Source organism: Pseudomonas sp. PS1(2021) (assembly GCF_020405165.1).
Classification (GTDB): Bacteria; Pseudomonadota; Gammaproteobacteria; order Pseudomonadales; family Pseudomonadaceae; genus Pseudomonas; species Pseudomonas aeruginosa.
Genome location: NZ_CP084484.1, coordinates 5,453,828 through 5,473,398, shown reverse-complemented (window position 1 = coordinate 5,473,398; position 19,571 = coordinate 5,453,828). Strand labels below are relative to the sequence as shown.

The 19,571-nt window shown below is 63.6% G+C and carries 19 protein-coding genes; 7 read left to right on the top strand and 12 right to left on the bottom strand.

Going from position 1 to position 19,571, the window contains the following annotated elements:
• Nucleotides 1-22 precede the first annotated feature (22 nt).
• Together LE197_RS26095 and LE197_RS26090 are read left to right on the top strand one after the other, a co-directional pair.
• The gene (locus LE197_RS26095; RefSeq protein ID WP_023108868.1) at nt 23-1,186 is read left to right on the top strand and encodes an iron-containing alcohol dehydrogenase; all 1,164 of its coding nucleotides are present in this window, start codon (nt 23-25) and stop codon (nt 1,184-1,186) included.
• Between the two features lie 22 nt (nt 1,187-1,208).
• Nucleotides 1,209-1,652, top strand: coding sequence for an acyl-CoA thioesterase (locus tag LE197_RS26090; protein ID WP_003120407.1), 444 nt, complete (start codon nt 1,209-1,211; stop codon nt 1,650-1,652).
• On the opposite strand, the gene LE197_RS26085 is transcribed toward LE197_RS26090, so the two are convergent.
• Entirely contained in the window at nt 1,634-2,191 is a 558-nt protein-coding gene (locus tag LE197_RS26085; RefSeq protein ID WP_003114063.1) for a chorismate mutase, read from the bottom strand. The genes LE197_RS26090 and LE197_RS26085 overlap by 19 nt on opposite strands.
• A 224-nt stretch (nt 2,192-2,415) precedes the next feature.
• Here LE197_RS26085 and LE197_RS26080 point away from each other — a divergent pair, with 224 nt between their 5' ends.
• Nucleotides 2,416-2,631, top strand: coding sequence for a carbon storage regulator (locus LE197_RS26080; protein WP_003096222.1), 216 nt, complete (start codon nt 2,416-2,418; stop codon nt 2,629-2,631).
• A gap of 68 nt (nt 2,632-2,699) precedes the next feature.
• Here the strand turns inward: LE197_RS26080 and LE197_RS26075 are convergent, their stop codons facing one another.
• The 5 genes from LE197_RS26075 to LE197_RS26055 form a co-directional block, all read right to left on the bottom strand.
• On the bottom strand, nt 2,700-3,107 hold the full coding sequence (locus LE197_RS26075; protein WP_003100051.1) for a glycine zipper domain-containing protein: 408 nt from the start codon (nt 3,105-3,107) through the stop codon (nt 2,700-2,702).
• Nucleotides 3,108-3,205: 98 nt separating this feature from the next.
• Nucleotides 3,206-3,721 (bottom strand): hypothetical protein, encoded by a 516-nt coding sequence (locus LE197_RS26070; RefSeq protein WP_003100049.1) that lies wholly within the window; start codon nt 3,719-3,721, stop codon nt 3,206-3,208.
• 309 nt (nt 3,722-4,030) lie between these two features.
• Complete coding sequence (locus LE197_RS26065; RefSeq protein WP_003114064.1) at nt 4,031-6,352, bottom strand: FdhF/YdeP family oxidoreductase; 2,322 nt, start codon at nt 6,350-6,352, stop codon at nt 4,031-4,033.
• 7 nt (nt 6,353-6,359) lie between these two features.
• Nucleotides 6,360-7,199 carry a formate dehydrogenase accessory sulfurtransferase FdhD gene (gene fdhD / locus LE197_RS26060; protein WP_023108867.1) on the bottom strand — a complete coding sequence of 280 codons (840 nt, stop codon included), beginning with the start codon at nt 7,197-7,199 and terminating at the stop codon, nt 6,360-6,362.
• A gap of 58 nt (nt 7,200-7,257) precedes the next feature.
• Complete coding sequence (locus LE197_RS26055; RefSeq protein ID WP_003096212.1) at nt 7,258-8,178, bottom strand: LysR family transcriptional regulator; 921 nt, start codon at nt 8,176-8,178, stop codon at nt 7,258-7,260.
• A 173-nt stretch (nt 8,179-8,351) separates the two neighbouring features.
• Here LE197_RS26055 and lysM point away from each other — a divergent pair, with 173 nt between their 5' ends.
• Nucleotides 8,352-8,789, top strand: coding sequence for a peptidoglycan-binding protein LysM (gene lysM, locus LE197_RS26050; RefSeq protein ID WP_003096210.1), 438 nt, complete (start codon nt 8,352-8,354; stop codon nt 8,787-8,789).
• A 51-nt stretch (nt 8,790-8,840) separates the two neighbouring features.
• On the opposite strand, the gene yrfG is transcribed toward lysM, so the two are convergent.
• The gene (gene yrfG / locus LE197_RS26045; RefSeq protein WP_003114065.1) at nt 8,841-9,506 is read right to left on the bottom strand and encodes a GMP/IMP nucleotidase; all 666 of its coding nucleotides are present in this window, start codon (nt 9,504-9,506) and stop codon (nt 8,841-8,843) included.
• A 125-nt stretch (nt 9,507-9,631) separates the two neighbouring features.
• Between yrfG and nudE the strand changes: the two genes are divergently transcribed.
• The 3 genes from nudE to LE197_RS26030 all read left to right on the top strand — a co-directional run bounded on the left by nudE (nt 9,632) and on the right by LE197_RS26030 (nt 12,119).
• Nucleotides 9,632-10,198: an ADP compounds hydrolase NudE gene (nudE, locus tag LE197_RS26040; protein ID WP_003096206.1), complete on the top strand. Its 567-nt coding sequence runs from the start codon at nt 9,632-9,634 to the stop codon at nt 10,196-10,198.
• The gene (gene cysQ / locus LE197_RS26035; RefSeq protein ID WP_003100038.1) at nt 10,195-11,016 is read left to right on the top strand and encodes a 3'(2'),5'-bisphosphate nucleotidase CysQ; all 822 of its coding nucleotides are present in this window, start codon (nt 10,195-10,197) and stop codon (nt 11,014-11,016) included. Before nudE ends, cysQ begins: the two co-directional genes overlap by 4 nt.
• A 329-nt stretch (nt 11,017-11,345) precedes the next feature.
• Nucleotides 11,346-12,119: a hypothetical protein gene (locus LE197_RS26030; RefSeq protein WP_170872208.1), complete on the top strand. Its 774-nt coding sequence runs from the start codon at nt 11,346-11,348 to the stop codon at nt 12,117-12,119.
• 474 nt (nt 12,120-12,593) lie between these two features.
• On the opposite strand, the gene LE197_RS26025 is transcribed toward LE197_RS26030, so the two are convergent.
• From LE197_RS26025 to LE197_RS26005, 5 genes are all read right to left on the bottom strand, one after another.
• Nucleotides 12,594-13,889, bottom strand: a complete 1,296-nt coding sequence (locus LE197_RS26025) for an IS4-like element ISPa45 family transposase (protein ID WP_226033749.1) — start codon at nt 13,887-13,889, stop codon at nt 12,594-12,596.
• A gap of 67 nt (nt 13,890-13,956) precedes the next feature.
• Complete coding sequence (locus tag LE197_RS26020; RefSeq protein WP_226033748.1) at nt 13,957-14,811, bottom strand: lipid II-degrading bacteriocin; 855 nt, start codon at nt 14,809-14,811, stop codon at nt 13,957-13,959.
• Between the two features lie 379 nt (nt 14,812-15,190).
• The gene (fabY, locus tag LE197_RS26015) at nt 15,191-17,095 is read right to left on the bottom strand and encodes a beta-ketoacyl-ACP synthase FabY (RefSeq protein ID WP_019681080.1); all 1,905 of its coding nucleotides are present in this window, start codon (nt 17,093-17,095) and stop codon (nt 15,191-15,193) included.
• Nucleotides 17,096-17,510: 415 nt separating this feature from the next.
• A complete protein-coding gene (arcC, locus tag LE197_RS26010) occupies nt 17,511-18,443 on the bottom strand; it encodes a carbamate kinase (RefSeq protein WP_003100033.1) in 933 nt (310 codons plus the stop codon).
• 60 nt (nt 18,444-18,503) lie between these two features.
• Nucleotides 18,504-19,514, bottom strand: coding sequence for an ornithine carbamoyltransferase (locus LE197_RS26005; RefSeq protein WP_003096197.1), 1,011 nt, complete (start codon nt 19,512-19,514; stop codon nt 18,504-18,506).
• Between the last annotated feature and the right edge of the window lie 57 nt (nt 19,515-19,571).

Below are 19,571 nucleotides of genomic sequence, written 5' to 3'. Positions count from 1 at the left end.
CGTCTCGCCCAGGGAGACCGATATGCAAGCTTTCAGTTTCGCCACTACCGCGCAGATCCTCTGCGAGGTCGGCTCCGCCATCCGCCTGGCTGAACTCTGCCGCGAGCGAAGGGCGCGCCGCGTGTTGATCGTGACCGATCCGGGGATCACCCGGCTCGGCTTGCTGGATGCGATCCTGCCCGGCTTCCCGCGCCTGGGCCTGGCCGTCGAGGTGTACGACCAGGTGCTCGCCGATCCGCCCGAGTCGGTGGTCGAGGCCGCGCTCGGGCGGGCGCGGGGCATGGCTGCCGAGCTGGTGGTCGGTTTCGGCGGCGGCAGCTCCATGGACGTAGCCAAGCTGGTCGCGCTGCTCGCCCACCCAGAAGCAGGGCAGGGGCTCGGCGAGGTCTTCGGGGTCGGCAACGCACGCGGGCCGCGCCTGCCGCTGATCCAGGTGCCGACCACCGCCGGGACCGGCTCCGAGGTGACGCCGATCGCCATCGTCACCACCGGCGAGACCACCAAGATGGGCGTGGTCTCGCCCCACTTGCTGCCCGACCTGGCGCTGCTCGACGCCGACCTGACCCTCGGCTTGCCGCCGGCGGTCACCGCGGCGACCGGTATCGACGCGATGGTGCATGCGATCGAGAGCTATACCAGCAAACTGAAGAAGAACCCGCTGTCCGACCTGCTGGCGCGGGAGGCGTTGCGCCTGCTGGCGGCCAACCTGGAACGCGCGGTAGGCGACGGCGGCGACCGCGAGGCGCGCCAGGCCATGCTGCTGGGCGCCTGCCTGGCCGGGCAGGCCTTCGCCAATGCGCCGGTGGCGGCGGTGCATGCCCTGGCCTATCCGCTGGGAGGGCATTTCCACATTCCCCACGGCCTGAGCAATGCGCTGGTGCTACCGGAGGTGATCCGTTTCAACGCTCCCGCTGCCGCTGGACTCTATGCCGAGCTGGCGCCGCTGCTGCTGGGCGACCGCTTGCGTCCGGGCGATCGCGACGCGCTTACCGTGCAGCTGATCGACGAACTGGCCCAGCTCAGTCCGCGCAACGGCCTGCCGAGCCGCTTGCGCGACGCCGGGGTGGACGAGGCGATGCTGCCGCGCCTGGCCGCCGACGCGATGCTCCAGCAGCGTCTGCTGGTCAACAACCCGCGCGAGGTCGGCGAGGCGGATGCCCTGGCGATCTATCGCGCGGCATACTGAATCCCTTCTACGAGGACCGGGCATGGCGACCGCCCTGCGACCGCTGCGCGAGCAGTACCTTCATTTCCAGCCGATCACCACGCGCTGGCACGACAACGACATCTACGGACACGTGAACAACGTGACCTACTATGCGTTCTTCGACACGGCGGTGAATACCTACCTGATCGAGCGCGGCGGCCTGGATATCCAGGGCGGCGAAGTGATCGGCCTGGTGGTCAGTTCCAGCTGCGACTATTTCGCGCCGGTGGCCTTCCCCCAGCGGATCGAGATGGGCCTGCGGGTGGCGCGCCTGGGCAACAGCTCGGTGCAGTACGAACTGGCCTTGTTCCTCGAAGGGCAGCGGGAGGCCTGCGCGGCCGGGCGTTTCGTGCATGTCTTCGTGGAGCGCCGAAGCAGCCGCCCGGTGGCCATTCCGCAGGAACTACGCGATGCGCTGGCCGCGCTTCAGAGCTCGGCCCAGTGACAGAGATCGCCCGCCGCCCGTGACAGGGCGATGGCGTGCAGCTCGTCCAGGCGATCGACGCGTACCTGCCGTTGCAGCGCCTGGTTGAGCCTCGGCCGGCAGTCGTCGACGCGCAGTTCGGCGAGCGCCGGGGCGTAGCCGCGCAGCAGCTCCAGGTTGAGCTGATTGAGGCGGCTGCGGATGCGCTCCAGGTCGACCGCCTGGCCAGCGTCCGGTAGCGGCCGGCTGAGCAGGCGGTACTGGACCAGCTTGTTCGCCTCGATCTGCGCGGCGAACAGCAGGCGCACCTGCTCGGCGCCGACCCCGTGGCTCCCGGCTTGTCCGGCGAGCATCTGCAACTGTTGTTCTTCCCGCGGGCTGTCCTGTACCGCCTTGCCCGACTGGGCCTTGCTCTGGGCTACCTGATCGGCTAGTTGCAAACGCTGGCTGCTCAGGCTCAACAGTTGCTGGAGAGCCGGTGACAGCGGCTGGGCCTGGAGCAACGGGCCTTGCAGGAGCAGGAGGGCAAGCAGGCCCCAACTGGCGAACGACGGGCGCATCTGGAAATCTCGGATGGAATTGATGTCCGGCACGCTAGCAAAGCGAGCCCGGTGCGACAATCCATGACATGGCGTGAGGCGAACAGGAAGCGCTGGATGGGACATTTCTGATTGAACGTTTGCAGTCTCGACGCTGGAGCAATGTTCTGTGACCATCCCTCCACACCATTTCATTCACCAAAGGGGCCGGTTTGCCCCTGCTATGACTGGCAAGGACGCGGAACATGGGTTTCCTGATACTCTCCCGCCGAGAAGGCGAAGGCATCACCCTGTCCCTCAAGGCCGACTACCCGGCGGAGGAACTGATTCGGCAATTGCGCGAAGGCGGCATCCGGATCCTGGTCACCGATATCATCGGCAACCAGGCCCGGGTCGGGATCGAGGCGCCGCGTGGCGTCCTGATCGTTCGCGACGAGTTGAAAACGGCACCGAAAGGCTGACGAACGGTAGAAAGTAAAAGCCCCGCGTTCGCGGGGCTTTTACACATCAGCTTCGGCAAGCATGCCGATCAACGATGCTTGTGCTTGCGGTGTTTCTTGCCGCGGTGACCGCTGTCGTTGTCCTTGCCCAGGTTGTTACCGACCGCGCCACCCGCTGCGCCGCCGAGGCCTGCACCTATGGTCGCGCCGGTGCTGCCGCCCAGCTTGTTGCCGATCACCGAACCGCCGGCCGCGCCTAGCCCGCCACCCAGGGCGGCTTCGGTCTTGCGCCCGTCCTTGGCGGTCATCGCGCCGCCGGCCGCGCCACCCAGGCCGGCGCCTATGGCGGCACCGGTGCTACCGCCGATGGCGCCGCCCACGACGTTGCCCAGGGCACCGCCTACGCCGCCGCCCACCGCGGTCTTGGTGGAGTCGCCGGCGAGCGCGGCTTGTGCGCTCAGCAGGCCGAACGCGATTACCAGGAGAGATTTACGCATCGTGCGTGCCTCATCGTTTCAATCGGGAGGGAAATACGGTCGTTCGCACAAAGGCCGGACCATCCGGCCCGGCCTTTGCGTCGTAGGGAGCGGCGGGTTCAGTCGTCGTAGTAGCGACGATGATGCTTGTGGCGCTTCCACTTCTTGTACTGGCCATAGTGATGGCCGTTGTCATGCCGGTAATAGCCATCGCGATAGCCGGCGCGGCGGTAGTAGCGACGGTCGCGGTAGTCGTCATCGTCGTCGTAGCGGCGGTTGCCGTCGCCATAATGGTTGCCCAGCGCGCCGCCGCCGGCGCCGCCGAGGGCCGCGCCGATCAGGCCACCGGTGCTGCCACCGATCTGCCGGCCGATGACGTTGCCGCCTGCGGCACCGAGGCCGCCGCCGATCGCCGCTTCGGTCTTGTTGCCGCGTCCGGCGCCGACTGCACCGCCCGCAGCGCCACCGATGCCACTACCGATCGCGGCGCCAGTGCTGCCGCCGACCGCATCGCCGACGACCGAACCCAACACCCCGCCCAAGGCGCCGCCGATGGCCGCGCGGGTGTCGTCGCCTGCGAAGGCGGTACTACCGACCAGACTCAGGGACAACAGGAGTATCGAGGAATACTTCATAGAGAGTTTCTCTCTGTGGGGATGACGGCTGCGATGCTGGGGTTGGCCCAAACCGCTGACAAGCGCCAGCCGACGATTGGTAGAGCAAATTCGAAATATTCCAAGTACTTGTTTTGTATGGGGAACTTTCTTAAGTAGAGGCGGTCGTAGACCGAATGTGAAGCGCGATTTCAGGGTCGAAATCGGTATTTTTGCTGGCGGGATGCTGGCCATTCTAACGCCGACGAGCGGCTTGCCTTCAAGGCCTTTCATCGACTTTTTCCTTAAGACGCCGCCTCCTGTTGCAGGAGGCGGCGTTTTTCATGGGCTTCAGATAATGCGCCCGTCGCCCGTGGCCTTTTCCAGGCGTACCGCGATGAACTTCGAAGTCGGCGTATGGCTGCCGACGCCGACGCTCTCCAGCGGCACCAGGGGATTGGTTTCCGGGTAGTAGGCGGCTGCCTGGCCGGCCGGGATGTCGAAGGCGAGCAGGGTGAAGCGGCGTACCCGGCGTTCGATGCCATCGCTCCACAGCGAGACCAGGTCGACCTTGTCGCCCGGCTGGTAGCCCAGGCGGCGGATATCCGCCTCGTTGGCGAATACCACTTCGCGCTGGCCCTTCACTCCGCGATAGCGATCGTCCAGGCCGTAGATGGTGGTGTTGTACTGGTCATGGGAGCGCAGGGTCTGCAGGATCAGGTCGGGTTCGAGGCCGCTGTCGCGCACCTGTGCCGGCAACAGGTCGCGGGGCAGCGGGTTGGCGACGAAGTTGGCCTTGCCGCTGGCGGTGTTCCAGCGTCGTTCGCCGGCGGAGTTGCCGAGGTAGAAGCCTCCGGGATGGCGGACGCGGCGGTTGAAGTCGGCGAAACCGGGGATGGTGTCGGCGATCAGCTCGCGGATGCGCTCGTAGTTGGCGATCAGCGCGTCCCAGTCCACCGGATGGTTGCCCAGGGTTGCCTTGGCGATGCCGGCGATGATCGCCGGCTCCGAACGCATCTGCTGCGAGAGCGGCTCCAGTTGCCCGTAGGATGCGTGGATCATGCTGAACGAGTCTTCCACCGTGACCGCCTGCGGGCCTTCGGCCTGGCGGTCGATGTCGGTGCGCCCCAGGCAGGGCAGGATCAGTGCGTCGCGGCCGGTGGTCAGGTGGCTGCGGTTGAGCTTGGTGCTGATGTGCACGGTCAGGTCGCATGACGCCAGGGCGGCGTGGGTGCGCGGACTGTCCGGGGTGGCCTGGGCGAAATTGCCGCCCAGGCCGATGAAGACCTTCGACTTGCCGGCGAGCATCGCGGCGATCGCCTCGACGGCGTTGTGCCCGTTGTGGCGTGGCACTTCGAAGCCGAAGCGCCGTTCCAGTGCGTCGAGCAGCGCCGCCGGCGGCCGCTCGTTGATGCCCATGGTGCGGTCACCCTGAACGTTGCTGTGGCCGCGGACCGGGCAGAGACCGGCGCCCGGGCGGCCCAGGTTGCCGCGCAGGAGTTGCAGGTTGACGATTTCCTGGATGATCGCCACCGAATGGTGGTGCTGGGTGATGCCCATCGCCCAGCAGACGATGACCCTGTTCGCCCGCCGGTACATCCGCGCAGCCTGCTCGATTTCCGCCAGGCTCAGCCCGGACTGGCGCTCCAGGTGTTCCCAGGGGGTGGCATCCAATTCGGCCAGGTAGGCCTCGAGGCCGTCGGTGTGCTCGGCGATGAAGGCGTGGTCGAATACCGGCTCGCTACCCTCGGCCTGGGCTTCGCGCTCCCAGGCGAGGAGGAACTTGGCGATCCCGCGGATCGCCGCCATGTCGCCGCCCAGTGCCGGACGGAAGAACGCGGTGTTCAGCGGCGAGGACCCGTTGGTCAGCATTTCCAGCGCGTTCTGCGGATGCTGGAAGCGCTCCAGGCCGCGCTCCTTGAGAGGGTTGAAGCAGACCACCTGGGCACCGCGCTTCACTGCCTCGCGCAGCGGCTCGAGCATGCGCGGGTGGTTGGTGCCGGGGTTCTGCCCAAGGATGAAGATCGCGTCGGCGTGTTCGAAGTCGTCGAAGGTCACGCTGCCCTTGCCGACCCCGACGCTGCGGCCCAGTGCCACGCCGCTGGCTTCGTGGCACATGTTCGAGCAGTCGGGGAAGTTGTTTGTGCCGAACGCGCGGACGAACAACTGGTAGAGGTAGGCCGCCTCGTTGCTGGCCCGCCCGGAGGTATAGAACTCCGCCTGGTCGGGGCTATCCAGGCGTCGCAGGTGCTCGGCGACCAGGGCGAAGGCGGCGTCCCAGGTGATCGGCTGGTAGTGGTCGCTGAGCGGGTCGTAGCGCATCGGTCCGGTGAGGCGGCCCTGGTATTCCAGCCAGTAGTCGCTCTGTTCGCGCAGGGCGCTGACGCTGTAGCGGGCGAAGAACGCCGCGTCGACGCGGCGCTTGGTGGCTTCCCAGTTGACTGCCTTGGCACCGTTCTCGCAGAACTTCACCCGGCCGTCTTCCGGCGAGTCGCCCCAGGCGCAGCCGGGGCAGTCGAAACCGCCGTTCTGGTTGGTCTTGAGCAGGGCGCGGAGGTTCTTGAACGGCTGTTTGCTGTCCAGCCAGAAGTGCGCCACGCTGCGCAGCGCGCCCCAGCCGGCGGCGGCGCCGGCATAGGGCTTGTAGCGGGGTTGGAGAGGTTGCAGGCTCATGGCGGACTCACTCGGTTGCGGCCGGCGCCGGGCTGTAGACCCGCGGGGCGTTGTGATGGGGCTGGTGGATCAGGTTCAGTTGGTGGCGGCGCGCCCATTGCACGGTCAGGGCGGTGGGGGCGGAGAGGCTGACCAGGGTGCCGATCCCGGCACGTACGGCCTTGTGGATAAGCTCCAGGCTGCAGCGGCTGGTGACCACGGCGAAGCCCTGCGCAGCATCCAGTCCCTGTCCATGCAGGGCGCCGATCAGCTTGTCGAGGGCGTTGTGGCGGCCGATGTCCTCGCGACACAGGCGCAGCTCGCCATGCTCGTCGAAATACAGCGCGGCATGCAGAGCGCCGCTATGGCGCGCCAGTCGCTGGGCCTGCTCGATACGCTGGCGCAGGGCGCCGAGATGGACGGCGGGAGGCAGCGCCTGCGACGACCGCTCCGGCAGTTGCGGCAGCGCCTGCTCCAGGGCTTCGACGCCGCACAGGCCGCAGCCTGACGTGCCGGCCAGTTGCCGGCGCTGGCGCTTGAGGTTCCAGAATGCGCGGCTGCTGATCTCGACCTCGGCGTGGAGGGATTCGCCCTGGCCGCTGACGCGGATTTCATAGATTTCGTCGATGGCCTGTACGAAGCCACTGCTGAGGCTGAAGCCGCGGACGAAATCCTCGATGTCCTCGGGCGAGGCCATCATCACCGCCTGGTTCAGTCCGTTGTAACTGATCGCCAGGGCACACTCGGCGGCAAGGGAGGCCTGGCCGATCTGCTGCGGCAGGTGCAGGTCGGCGTAGCGGTAAACGTCGGGAACGGCGGAAGGCGCCCAGGTATCGGCGGATACCGGGCATGCAGGCTGGCAAGGCATGGGCTGGGCCCTATCGTTCTAGGTGTGGAGCCAGCCTAGGCCTGTCGCGGAGCGGCGTCTAATCGGTTGTGCCGATACCCTGATCGACAGGGTCTATCAAGCCGGCGGGCGCCAGCCAGGTCCGGGCCTCCTCGAAGCAGGCTTCGGCCAGCGCCGAGCGCGGCTGTCCGCTGCGAATGATCAGGCCGAGCGCTGCCAGGGTATGGGCGTCCTCGATGGGGACCAGGCGCAACTCGTCGTCGACTTCGCTGCCCAACGGCATGATCGCGCAGCACAAGCCACGCTGCACCGCCTGCAGCAGTTGCTGCACCGAGTCGGTTTCCAGGCGCGCGATGGGGCTCAGCCCGCGGCTGCGGAAGTTGTGGTCGATGGATTGGCGGAAGTGCATGCCCGCCGAGAGCAGGCCCAGCGGCAGGCCAGCCAGCGCATCCCAGTTCAGCAGCGCGGCGTCGAGCGGGAAATGGCTGGGGTGATGGAGCAGGCCCATGCGGGTCTCCGCCAGTTCGATGCCCTCGAAATGGCTGCGGTCCAGACGGTCCAGATAAGAGACGCCGAGATCGAACTGGTTGCGCGCCAGGCCTTCGAGTACCTGTTCCGAACTCAGGGAATAGAGCTGGAAACGCAACTCCGGGTGGCGCCCGGCCATGTGCTGGACCAGGCGCATCGGGTCGAAGCTGGCCAGCGGCACCACACCCAGGCGCAGGGTCCCGACCAGTTGCCCGCGGCAGGCGGCGGCTTCCGCGTACAGCCCTTCCTGGGCCGCCAGCAGGCTGCGTGCCCAGGCCAGTACGCGCTCGCCGGCCTCGGTGAAGCCTTCGAAGCGCTGGCTGCGTCGCACCAGTTCCAGGCCGAGTTCTTCCTCCAGGCTGCGCAGGCGCATGGACAGGGTCGGCTGGGTGACGTGGCAGCGTGCGGCGGCCTGGCCGAAGTGGCGGGTTTCGTCGAGGGCGCAGAGGAATTTCAGTTGCTTGATGTCCATCGGCGCTTCCGTGGCGGGGGTGTCGCCGAATCTTAACGCGAATGGGCGCAGTGTTATGGGGTGGCGAAGGAGGCTAGGGATATTTCGCCGGTTTTTGCAGTCTAGACTTGGCTAGTCGCGGATCGGGATTGCGCCGGCCGCTTGCAACCGTAACCGTAAAGGGAGAACCAAAGATGGGTATTTTCGCGTTCGTGAAGGAAGCCGGTGAAAAGCTGTGGGATACGCTGACGGGGCATGAGGCACAGGCGGCCGAGTCGCTGAAGGAGCACGTCGCCAAGGTCGGCCTGGGCAACCCGAACATCCAGGTTTCGGTGGAAGGCGACAAGGTCATCGCCTCGGGCGAGGTGGCCAGCCAGGAGGAGAAAGAGAAGATCCTGCTGGCGCTGGGCAACGTCGCCGGCGTCTCCTCGGTGGAAGACAAGATCACCGTGGCCCAGGCCGCTCCGGAGGCGCGCTTCGTCACCGTGAAGAAAGGCGACACCTTGAGCGCCATCGCCAAGGCCGAATACGGCAATGCCAACGCCTACATGAAGATCTTCGAGGCCAACAAGCCGATGCTCAGCCATCCGGACAAGATCTACCCCGGCCAGGTCCTGCGCATTCCCGAGTGATCCCGGCGTTTCGCCAACCCCGCCCGCGTGGCGGGGTTTTCGTTTCCGCGGCTACGGCAGTCCTTCGAGCAGCCGCCGGTAGTCCTCCTGGGCGGCGAACTCCTCGGTGTCCCGGACCTGGCCACGGCTGTCCGGGTGGCGTACCGCCAACAGGTGGGCGACACCATAGGCGCGGGCGCTGCGCAGGATCGGCAGGCTGTCGTCGATGAACAGGCTGCGCTGCGGGTCGAAGCCGAAATCGGCTTGCAGGGCGCTCCAGAAGCGCGCGTCCTCCTTCGGGTAGCCGTAGTCGTGGGAGCTGATCAGTCGGTCGAAATAGGGCGCCAGTTCGATCCGTTCCAGCTTCAGCGACAGCGAGTCGCGGTGCGCGTTGGTGATCAGCGCCACGCGCTTGCCGGCCCGGCGCAGGGCGGCGAGGAAGGTATCGGCGTGCGGACGCAGCGAGATCAGGTGCGCCACCTCGTGCTTGAGTTCGCGGATCGACAGGTCCAGTTCCCGGCTCCAGAAATCCAGGCAGTACCAGTTGAGCTGGCCGGCGTGTTCGCGGAACAGCGGCTCGAGCACGGCGTCGGCTTCGGTGCGACTCAGGCCGTTGCGTTCGGCATAGCGCTGGGGCAGGTGTTCCAGCCAGAAGTGGTTGTCGAAGTGCAGGTCGAGCAGGGTGCCGTCCATGTCGAGCAGCACGGTGTCGATGGCGGACCAGGGCAGGGTGGGCATGGCGGCTCTTGTCGCGGTTCGTCGCGATCGATGCGGAAATCTGTCGCTTCCCATCAATCTCCGACAGGGATAATCGGAAAAGCCGGGGTATGATAACCCGCCGGCTTCGCCAAGGAGTTATCCACATGCGTCAGAAACCCACCGTACTCGCCAGCGAGATCGTCGCGAAGAGCCGACTGTTCGCTGTCGAGGAGTTGCAACTGCGCTTCAGCAATGGCGTCGAGCGCACCTACGAGCGTCTGGTCGGCAAGGGCCAGGGCTACGGTGCGGTGATGGTGGTGGCCATGCTCGATGCCGAGCACGCGGTGCTGGTGGAGGAATATTGCGCCGGGGTGGACGAATACCAGTTGTCGCTGCCCAAGGGCCTGGTCGAGCCGGGCGAGGACATCCTCGCGGCGGCCAACCGCGAGCTCAAGGAGGAAGCGGGCTACGGTGCCCGGCAACTGGAGCACATCACCGAACTGTCGCTGTCGCCGGGCTACATGAGCCAGCGCATCCAGGTGGTGCTGGCGCGCGACCTCTACGAGGAGCGCCTGCCGGGCGACGAGCCGGAGCCGATGGGCGTCGATCGCATCAGCCTGCGCGAACTGTCGAGCCTGGCCCAGCACGCCCAGTTCAGCGAAGGCCGCGCCCTGGCTGCGCTGTACCTGGTACGCGACCTGCTCACTCAGCGCGGCGAGTACCAGGCATGAGACCGGTGCCCTGGGGCGAATTGGTGGCGCTGGTGCGGCGCGCCGGCGAGGCGATCCTGCCGCACTGGCGCGCCGACGTGGCGGTGCGCTCGAAGGCCGACGAATCGCCGGTGACCGCCGCCGACCTGGCCGCGCACCATATATTGGAGGCGGGGTTGCGGGCGCTGGCGCCGGACATTCCAGTGCTTTCCGAAGAGGATTGCGAGATACCGCTGAGCGAGCGCGGCCACTGGCGGCGCTGGTGGCTGGTGGACCCCCTGGACGGCACCAAGGAGTTCATCTCCGGTAGCGAGGAGTTCACCGTCAACGTGGCCCTGGTCGAGGATGGCCGGGTGCTGTTCGGTCTGGTCGGCGTGCCGGTGAGCGGCCGCTGCTACTACGGTGGCGCCGGTCTCGGTGCCTGGCGCGAGGAGGCCGATGGCCGCGCGCAACCGATCAGTGTGCGCCTGGAGCCCGAGGAGGCCTTCACCGTGGTGGCCAGCAAGCGCCATGGCAGCCCGGCCCAGGAGCGCCTGCTGGATGGCTTGAGCGAGCGCTTCGGCGACCTGCGGCGAGCCAGCATCGGCAGTTCGCTGAAGTTCTGCCTGCTGGCCGAGGGCGCTGCCGACTGCTATCCGCGCCTGACGCCAACCTCGCAATGGGACACGGCCGCCGCCCAGGGTGTGCTGGAAGGCGCCGGCGGCGAGGTGCTCGACCTGCATGGTGCGCCATTCACCTACGAGCCGCGCGAGGATTACCTCAACGGCTCCTTCCTGGCCCTGCCGCGCGCCGCCGAGTGGCGCAGCGAGCTGATCCAACTGGCGCGCGCGCTGCACTGAAACGGAAGAGCTGGTCGAACCCTAATGCTGTTTACTTAAGAAAAACGCCGCACCCCAATGGGGGCGCGGCGTTTTTCTGATCTGTTTTCTGGTCTCTATGGGAGATTACGATGTTTTGCCCGCTCGGGCTGACAGAAAACATGCAAATAGCCCGCAGCAGATGACTGACAGCGGGATTCGGTAGTGGCTCATCAAATATTCACTTTGGTGAACGGCATGACCGTATGAGCGGGGCTTTTCGTTGAGCTGTCGGCCGGTGCCGATAGGGGTGGCGCCTGAGTAAGTTCCTGTGTGATTTTTTCCGAAGCCTGGGGAGGATCATGGGCTCCATGAAAAATCCATCGAAATCACACATGGCTAAAGACTTGCAGGACGTAGAATGCATGAGCTTAAGGGAGGTCTTTATGCCAATATATCTATTGCTCTATCGTTTTCGTATTTTAGCTGCGGTTGTGATAGCGATAATATCGATTTGTCTATTCTCAGCTTCGCTGACCATGGATGTTTTGAAGAGTTCTGATGTGTTGGTAAGTATTTATCCTGAGGACATAAATGACTATGCTTCAAGGCTGGCTGCTGAGGAGTTATTTCAGGATGAGTTGCTTGGGCAGCTTACCGATAAAATTTATTTGGAGCGGTATTCGATTTGCTCGCTTATTTTGGCACTTGCTATATATTTCTTGCCATCGCCAGTGATCGTGAGGCGAAATCGTGTACTTTTGGTCTTCCTGTATTTTGCGATTCCAGTTTCCATAGTGATCTCAGAGGTTTTAGTAACATCTATAAATTTGGATAGAATGCTATACCCTACTTGGGCGGATAATATATTAATTTCCTGGCTTGTTTCTTGCGTTTTTGCCTTTACTGTCTGTTTGATACTCCTGCCATTGCTGATCTTAGGTTGTCGGAAAACTGGCGGCTTGATATTTCGTAGCAGGCCCATACAGGTTTTGAGTGGAACTCTTCTTGCGATTTGGATGGTAGGGTTTGCCTGCTCTTTTTTCAGTGGAGAGTATAAGGCGATGCTTCCCCTATGGCTGGGGTTCGTATTTTTTTACTACGTGCTTTCCTCCAGTGATGAGAAAGCACCTATCAAGAGATAGGTGCTTTCGAGGGGGTATTACAACTTATCTCCAGTGCCTGATAGCTCAATGGGAGCCTCGCCGTACATCTTGATGTCAAAATTAGTGGCTCCGTAATTTTTCAACTCTGCCAAGAATCTGGTTGCTGTTTGCTCATCCATGGGGCGCTGGAAATCCAGATTGGCATCGTACACGTCATCCCAGACCTTAACCGTACCCGTGAACTTCCAGCGGCTATCGGTGAAGCGTTGGAACCAATGTCATCAACTTAAGCCCCCAGCCCTGGCCGGGGCAAGAAATCCCGGGGCTTGGACGCGCGGTTGCAGCAGTGCCTTCACTGGTTTTGCTCCCCAGTTCAGCGCATGTGCGACCCAGACGCCAGCTTAATGGATGCCGGTTCGCCTCGGCGGGCGGGATTTCTCGTTTTCCGGGCGAGCGCGTGCCGGCCGCTGTCTGGCCAGCTTTTTTGCGGTGCAGTTCGGGTGCTGCTTGTTCTTAGCGCGTCGGTTTGTAGCCCTCGCAGCCGCGACTGGCCAGGCGCATACGCTGGCGCGGGAAGCTGCGGCCCGGGCGCACAGCGCTGAGGCTGTTGGCCATCAACTCCATCACGTTGGCCAGCCCCTGCACACCGGGGCGTACCAGCAGGTCGACCAGGGTGTTCTTGAGGCGTGACACCCCTTGGGTGAAGTTGACCTTCCAGCGCAGCTTGCGGCCTTTGTGGCGCTGCTCGATGACCGGTTGCAGCAGATGTTGCATCAGCAGCGCTAGGTTTTTCAGCAGTTGCCCGGCATGAAAGTCCTGCTTCACGGCCGTCACGCTACGGCCGCTAAAGTTGTCGAGGCAGAGGGTCTGCTTGAGGCGGCGGTAGTCCGTTTCGATGCCCCAGCGGCGGTGGTAAAGATCCGCGAACACCTCGGCCGGGAAGGCCTGTCGATCCAGCAGGGAGGTCAGCAGCACTTCGCTTTCACCGCTGGCTAGCTCGACCCGGATCAGGCGCAATTCGACCCGGCCCGCGGGATCGACGCCGGCCTCGGTACAGAACAGGCGCGCCTCGGGATGACTGGCAGAGAAGAACTGCGTGTCTTCTGTCTGCCCCGAGCGGAGAAACTGTTTGACCTGCGCGTTGTAGCCACACGGCAGGCGCATCAGGAAATGTCGCCGGTGCTGCTCGAACAGCGCAAACAGCCAGTGTCCGGGGTAGCCGCGATCAAACAACGTCAGGCTGTCAGCGGGCAGATGCTCGAGGTGCAGATGGGCGCAATCGCGCTCGCCGACTGCGGATGGCACGATCAGGCTGTGTAGCGTCTGGCCGTCGGCGACGTCGTAGAGCATGGACAGACGGGCAACGGGAAACTCGCTATGGCAGCCGAAAAAGCGCGTCATGACCGACTCCAGCGGTAAATGGACGGTCGAGCCGTCCACGGCGAGTACCCGTAACCCGCGCCACGTCTGGCGCAGCCCGAGGCTGTCGAGCTGTTGCTGAAGGGTTTGGTTGAGGCTCTCGAAGACCTCGGGCTTGAGCTTGCCGCGCGCCTTGCTGAAGGCCTGCGCGGTGACCACCTGGGTCTCGGCCGAGGCCTGGTTGAGCACGCGATAGAACTGATCGAGCTCGGTTTGCAGGGCGGTGCGTGGCTGATTGAGCAAAAACAGGACGAGGTTCTTGAAGGTCAGTTGGCGTCGGCGGGTAAAGTCGTGAGGGCGCTGGCGGTGGGTATCGATGAAGTCGGGACAATCGAGCTGACTGGTTATTTTTGTACAATTTTCAAGCCAGGGTTTGCTGGGCGGTGTCAAACGGTGTGGAATGAGGGGCCAAAAGGGTTTCTCCTATGCGCTGAATTTAGCGCTAATTATATGATATTTATAGGAAAAATTCCTTAAGTTGATGACATTGGCGTTGGAACTGGCCTGTTACTTTCAGGGTGATATTTCCCAGCGTGTACTTCACATCATTGCTGATTCTACCAGTCCAGTATGAGAGCCGCTCAACGTGGACAGGTCGGGTGGTAGGGGTATGACTCATTTTGATCATATCCCTAAGAGGTTGAATATCTTGGGGAGTAAGCTTAATCCCGATATCTGGCACGTTCATGTGCAAGGGGGCACCTTTCCCGTAAATATAATGAAATAACGCTTTCCCGTAAGAGTAAGGATTGGCTGCAAGTTTTTCATCTATTAGAATGTCGCGCCCGCCATTGTCGAATACTTCTTGTACTCGATATTGAGAGTCATTTACGTTGCTCTCTTCCTTCCAAAGCAGGAAATCATGGGCCATTGCGAGACCAATAGCCTTGCTCTGGAAGAATGCATTCTGTGTGACCTCTTTTAAGGTGTACCACTCTTTTTGTGGTTGATGAATCTTGCTCCAATCGATGATCAATTCTGATGTGTTATACAGGGCGAGTAATGGGTTTTGCTTATTCACCGCAAGGTCAAGGAAATAGGCATTATAAAGGCTCGGAGTATATCCTGTTCGACTCTTTATGTAGTTTTCCAGGCTTTTAAGAAGAGTCTGGTTGTACCAAAGATGATATGGACCTTCTGGAGCTACAAGATCCCAGTAAACATCACTTTCATCGACCGGGGCTGGACCATGCCCGGCCAATTCGCCATTATGCCCCCAGCCTGTAGAACTCAGGCCGGAAAAGCTCAAAGGGAACGGTGTGGCGAAAGGTGGGCGACCAATTACTGTAGTTGGAGGGAATTCCATTGGCATTTTATGTACTCCAATTTTGAATGGAGTTGCTATATAACATTCAAAAAATCTTTAATGTACATGTTTTGGCTAATGCACTAGAATAAGTGGGTTCCACACGCCAAAATACGGCAATACAATATCTATGTGTTAGAGGATCCCCGGGATAGCGATGCTGATGTGTGAGCCGATCATCGAGGAGACCCGGCAGGCTTTGTTCACCGGCGGCTTTGGTTGCGTGGGCTGGCAATTACTGGTGTGTCATGCCAGTCTTGCCAATACGTGAGCCAACACATCTAGGTAGTGGCGCCGAGTGGCGCAGCGAGCTGATCCAACTGGCGCGCGCTGCACTGAAACGAAAAGGCCCGGTCTAGCCGGGCCTTTTCCGTTGTGGTGGCGCTCAGTCGAGCATGTCACTGAAACGCGCGTCCTTCTTGTATACCAGCGGCTGGCTGAAGCCGGGCACCGTCACCTGTTCGGCGCTGACCTCGATGGCATGTTCGTCGATCAGGTCCTGGCCGAAGTTGTAGATGATCTCCAGGTCGCCCTGCAGCGCGCGCTGGTCGTAGGCGCGGGCGGCGGCGCGGGTCTGCTCGCGCTTCTCGACGTAGGCGGCGAAGGCCGCTTGGCCATGGCGCTTGCGCAGCATCTTCTCGGCGATTCGCGGCGACAGCACCACGCCGCTGGCGTTGTTGCCGCCGAAGCCCTTGGAGTTGATGAAGCATACCTCCAGCGGCTTGTCCTGGCGCATGTCGCGATTGGAGATGCTCAGGCGCTGCTGGTGGACGTCGTCGGCGACCTTGTCGATGGTCTTGATCCCAGGGAGGATGCCGTACTTGAAGGTGCCCAGGGCGGAAATCAGTTGATCGGCGCTGGCGGTGGCCAGGGAGTGGCCGACGTAGGCCTTCACCGCGGTGACCGGCCAGCCGTCGATGCCGAAGGCGCTGGCCACGCGGTCGAGGATTTCCGATTCGGTGACCCGGTTGGCCGGCGTGCTGGAGCCGTGGGCGTGGACGAAGCTGGCGTGGCGCACGGTGTCCAGGCCGACGATCTGCACCGCGCTGGCCACCGCCTTGGCTACCGTCAGGTAGTTGCCCGGGCCGGGGGCGGAGATGGACTTCTTGAAACCGTCGGCGTTGATGAACACGTCGGTCACCGCGCCGTGGATATCCGCGCCCAGGCGCAGGGCCAGTTCGTCGTCCATCAGCACTACGTATTGGCTGGACTCGGCCAGGGTGAAGCCGCAGTTCTCGCCGAACGGCCGGCTGGCGCGGCGGAAGTCCACGTCGTCGCGGCCTTCGATCAGGCGCAGGCCTTCTTCGGTGGCCAGTGCGCCCATGGCGCTGTAGCCCTCGATGCACTCCGGCAGGATCGGCGCCTCGCTGTTGCCGACGATGACCACCCGGGCCTGGCCGCTGGTGATGACGTCGATAGCCTTCTGCAGGTTGTAGAGGAAGGTGGCGCAGGCGCCTGTGATGCTGCCGGTCATGCCGACGCTGCCGAGCACGTAGGCATTGATGAAATCGGTGGGCATGCTGTTGAAGCCCAGCGGCAGTTGCTTGGCCGAGACCCGGTGGCCCTTCAGGCGGGATTGCATCAGGCCGCCGAAACCGTTGTCGTCGAGCTGGCTCATGATGCTGCCGGAGAACACCGCGATCTCGTCGGGCTGGACGTTGTCGACGATGGTCTTCCAGTCGATGCCGGTGGAGCGGATCGCGTCGGTCGCGGCGACCACCGACATCTGCAGGCCGCGCGGGTGGAAGCGCGAGTTGTACAGCTCGCCCGGTTCGAAACCGGTGGGCAACTGGCCAGCGGACTTCACCGTCAGCGCACGGTAGCTGTCGACCTTGAACTCGCAGCGCTCGTGGATGCTCACCAGTACCTCGCCATCCTCCGCGGGAGCGATCGACCAGTTGGCCGGCAGCGGCTCGGGCAGTTGCTTGGGCGAGGCCTTGAAGGTCAGCGCCTGGCCTTCGGCAGGGGACAGCTCGAGGACCTTGTGCCAGTGGACTGCATCCGGGTCGAGGTACTGCGGTTCGATGCGTCGCACCAGGGTAGAGGCGAAGATGCGTTCGGCGTAGCGCCGCTCGATGTCCTCCGGGGACAGCGGCGTGCCGTCTTCGGCCAGGTAGCGGCCGCCTTCGGCCTTGACCAGTTTCATCATGACCGCCAGGCCGGCTAGGGTTTCCTGGCGCGCCTGCGGGTCCATCGATTCGATGACCATGCGACGGAAGCCGTGGTGGAAGGAACTACGGCCTGCTGCGTTATAGCCACCGAAACCAACAATGACCGGTAGTCGAGACATCACTCAGAAACTCCTTCGAATAGTCGTTCGCGTGCCGGGCTGCTGCCTGGTCCGGAGCGGGAAGCGCGTGGCGGCGATGGCGGCCTTTCCCGTCGGCGAGGCGAGCTTCACGGACCCGGGCACGAGCCAGTGGCCGTTGAAATGATCAGGGTGACTATGCTGACGTGAATCATGACTATCGAGTCACGTATTTTCCTACTGAATACCGCGTTGCGTGGGCTTTCCACAAGTGCTGGCGGTCTGCCGTGGGGAGATTGACGCCCATGGCCGGGCTGTTGGCAGAGGTGGGGCGTGGGCGAGTGTTGCGGGACTTGCTTGAAAGTCCGCGCGCAGAGGCGTGGCGCTATCCACCTTTCGCCCGATGCCGGCAGAGGAGAATGAAGAAGGGCCGCGAAGCGGCCCTGTGGGTGGTGTATCAGCGGTACTCGATGCCCGCCTTGCGCGTGCTGACCCGTGTTCCCGCCTTGCCCTCGGTGATTGCGACGATGTCCGCGAGCGAACCGATCACCGCGTCCTTGCCGGTGGCGCGGGCGAACTCGATGGCGGCCTGGACCTTCGGACCCATGGAGCCGGCGGCGAAGCCGAGGCGCTCCAGTTCGTCCGGGTGGGCCTGGGCGATGGCCTTCTGGGTCGGCTTGCCCCAGTCGACGTAGGCCGCGTCGACGTCGGTGGCGATGATCAGGATGTCGGCCACCAGTTCCTGGGCCAGCAGCGAGGAGCAGAGGTCCTTGTCGATCACCGCCTCGACGCCGCTGAGCTTCTTCCCGGCCTCGTCGTACATGGTCGGGATACCGCCGCCGCCAGCGCAGATGACGATGGTGCCTTTCTCCAGCAGCCACTTCACCGGGCGGATCTCGAAGATCCGCTTCGGCCGCGGGCTGGGCACCACGCGGCGGAACTTGTCGCCGTCCGGGGCGATGCTCCAGCCCTTCTCGGCGGCCAGGCGCTCGGCTTCTTCCCTGGAGTAGACCGGGCCGATCGGCTTGGTCGGGTTCTGGAACGCCGGATCCTTACCGTCCACCTCGACCTGGGTGAGGATGGTGGCGAACGGCACTTCGAACGGCAGCAGGTTGCCCATTTCCTGTTCGATCATGTAGCCGATCATGCCCTCGGTTTCCGCGCCGAGGACGTCCAGCGGGTAGGGCGAGACCTTGTCGTAGGCGGCACCCTGGAGGGCCAGCAGGCCGACCTGGGGGCCGTTGCCGTGGGCGATCACCAGCTCGTTGCCGGGCGCCACCTTGGCGATCTGTTCGGCGGCGATCCGCACGTTTTCCCGCTGGTTGTCCGCGGTCATGGGTTCGCCACGGCGTAGCAGGGCGTTACCGCCCAATGCGACGACGATACGCATATCGGTTACCTCCGGAAGGCGGCTGCGCCCGGCCGCGTGGGCCGGGGCGCAGGGCCGCGGTCAGATGTCGGCGAGGGTCGAGACGAGGATCGCCTTGATGGTATGCATGCGGTTCTCGGCCTGCTCGAAGGCGATGTTGTAGGGCGACTCGAAGACGTCCTCGGTCACCTCGATGCCGTTGGCCAGGTTCGGATACTGCTCGGCGATCTGCTTGCCGACCTTGGTCTCGCTGTTGTGGAACGCCGGCAGGCAGTGCATGAACTTGGCCCGCGGGTTGCCGGTGGCCTTCATGATCTCCATGTTGACCTGGTAGGGCAGCAGTTCCTTGATCCGCTCGCCCCAGGCTTCCACCGGCTCGCCCATCGACACCCAGACGTCGGTGTGGACGAAGTCCACGCCCTTCACGGCTTCCTTCGGATCCTCGGTGAGGGTCAGCTTGGCGCCGCTTTCCTCGGCGAACTTCTTGCACTGGGCGACGAACTCGTCGTGCGGCCAGAGCGCCTTCGGCGCGGCGATGCGTACGTCCATGCCGAGCTTGGCGCCGATCAGCAGCAGGGAGTTACCCATGTTGTTGCGCGCGTCGCCCAGGTAGGCGTAGCTGATGTCGTGCAGCGGCTTGTCGCTGTGCTCGCGCATGGTCAGCACGTCGGCGAGCATCTGGGTCGGGTGGTATTCGTCGGTCAGGCCGTTGAACACCGGAACGCCGGCGAACTTCGCGAGTTCCTCGACGATTTCCTGCTTGAAGCCGCGGTACTCGATGGCGTCGTACATCCGGCCGAGGACCCGCGCGGTGTCCTTCATGCTCTCCTTGTGGCCGATCTGCGAGGAGTTCGGGTCGATGTAGGTGACGTTGGCGCCCTGGTCGTAGGCGGCCACCTCGAAGGCGCAGCGGGTGCGGGTGGAGGTCTTCTCGAAGATCAGGGCGATGTTCTTGCGTTGCAGGTGCTGCTGCTCGGTGCCGGTGTACTTGGCGCGCTTGAGGTCGCGGGACAGGTCGAGCAGGTAACGCAGCTCGCGGGTGCTGTGGTGCATCAGGCTGAGTAGGTTACGGTTGTGCATGTTGAAAGCCATGATTGATCTCCTTGTGGGAAGTCGGTGGGCGGCGCCCCTCCTGGGGACGCCGCCGTT

What these genes read in the sequence shown, in the direction of transcription:
- LE197_RS26095 (WP_023108868.1), top strand. Translation starts at nt 23, where the DNA reads ATGCAAGCTTTCAGTTTCGCCACTACCGCGCAGATCCTCTGCGAGGTC.
- LE197_RS26090 (WP_003120407.1), top strand. Translation starts at nt 1,209, where the DNA reads ATGGCGACCGCCCTGCGACCGCTGCGCGAGCAGTACCTTCATTTCCAG.
- LE197_RS26085 (WP_003114063.1), bottom strand. Translation starts at nt 2,191, where the DNA reads ATGCGCCCGTCGTTCGCCAGTTGGGGCCTGCTTGCCCTCCTGCTCCTG.
- LE197_RS26080 (WP_003096222.1), top strand. Translation starts at nt 2,416, where the DNA reads ATGGGTTTCCTGATACTCTCCCGCCGAGAAGGCGAAGGCATCACCCTG.
- LE197_RS26075 (WP_003100051.1), bottom strand. Translation starts at nt 3,107, where the DNA reads ATGCGTAAATCTCTCCTGGTAATCGCGTTCGGCCTGCTGAGCGCACAA.
- LE197_RS26070 (WP_003100049.1), bottom strand. Translation starts at nt 3,721, where the DNA reads ATGAAGTATTCCTCGATACTCCTGTTGTCCCTGAGTCTGGTCGGTAGT.
- LE197_RS26065 (WP_003114064.1), bottom strand. Translation starts at nt 6,352, where the DNA reads ATGAGCCTGCAACCTCTCCAACCCCGCTACAAGCCCTATGCCGGCGCC.
- fdhD (WP_023108867.1), bottom strand. Translation starts at nt 7,199, where the DNA reads ATGCCTTGCCAGCCTGCATGCCCGGTATCCGCCGATACCTGGGCGCCT.
- LE197_RS26055 (WP_003096212.1), bottom strand. Translation starts at nt 8,178, where the DNA reads ATGGACATCAAGCAACTGAAATTCCTCTGCGCCCTCGACGAAACCCGC.
- lysM (WP_003096210.1), top strand. Translation starts at nt 8,352, where the DNA reads ATGGGTATTTTCGCGTTCGTGAAGGAAGCCGGTGAAAAGCTGTGGGAT.
- yrfG (WP_003114065.1), bottom strand. Translation starts at nt 9,506, where the DNA reads ATGCCCACCCTGCCCTGGTCCGCCATCGACACCGTGCTGCTCGACATG.
- nudE (WP_003096206.1), top strand. Translation starts at nt 9,632, where the DNA reads ATGCGTCAGAAACCCACCGTACTCGCCAGCGAGATCGTCGCGAAGAGC.
- cysQ (WP_003100038.1), top strand. Translation starts at nt 10,195, where the DNA reads ATGAGACCGGTGCCCTGGGGCGAATTGGTGGCGCTGGTGCGGCGCGCC.
- LE197_RS26030 (WP_170872208.1), top strand. Translation starts at nt 11,346, where the DNA reads ATGAAAAATCCATCGAAATCACACATGGCTAAAGACTTGCAGGACGTA.
- LE197_RS26020 (WP_226033748.1), bottom strand. Translation starts at nt 14,811, where the DNA reads ATGCCAATGGAATTCCCTCCAACTACAGTAATTGGTCGCCCACCTTTC.
- fabY (WP_019681080.1), bottom strand. Translation starts at nt 17,095, where the DNA reads ATGTCTCGACTACCGGTCATTGTTGGTTTCGGTGGCTATAACGCAGCA.
- arcC (WP_003100033.1), bottom strand. Translation starts at nt 18,443, where the DNA reads ATGCGTATCGTCGTCGCATTGGGCGGTAACGCCCTGCTACGCCGTGGC.
- LE197_RS26005 (WP_003096197.1), bottom strand. Translation starts at nt 19,514, where the DNA reads ATGGCTTTCAACATGCACAACCGTAACCTACTCAGCCTGATGCACCAC.